1 protein-coding gene is annotated in these 225 nt (G+C 57.3%); it reads right to left on the bottom strand.

All coding sequences use genetic code 11. The features are described from left to right. A partial coding sequence (locus NE623_RS14650; protein WP_370866772.1) for an amidoligase family protein occupies positions 1-225 on the bottom strand: 225 nt, incomplete at both ends.

Below are 225 nucleotides of genomic sequence, written 5' to 3'. Positions count from 1 at the left end.
GAACAGACCGCCTACGGCATTCGGGATGGATGCTGCCGTCCCGGACGATTTTCCATTCTTTACCGTCCAAATCTTTGACCCTGTATGCATCGTAGCCACCACCGGAATGCTCGGCGCGGGTGCCAAACAGGTCGGCAAGCGTTTGGGCTGCCGTGGCGCGGTTTATCCCGGTCAGTTCGATTTCACAGCCAAAATACTGGTCACGGAAATCAAGGGGCAAGCGCC

The sequence above is a fragment of the Gemmiger formicilis genome (genome assembly GCF_024462815.1).
Taxonomy (GTDB): Bacteria; Bacillota; Clostridia; order Oscillospirales; family Ruminococcaceae; genus Gemmiger.
This window is presented reverse-complemented; position numbering and strand designations above follow the sequence as displayed.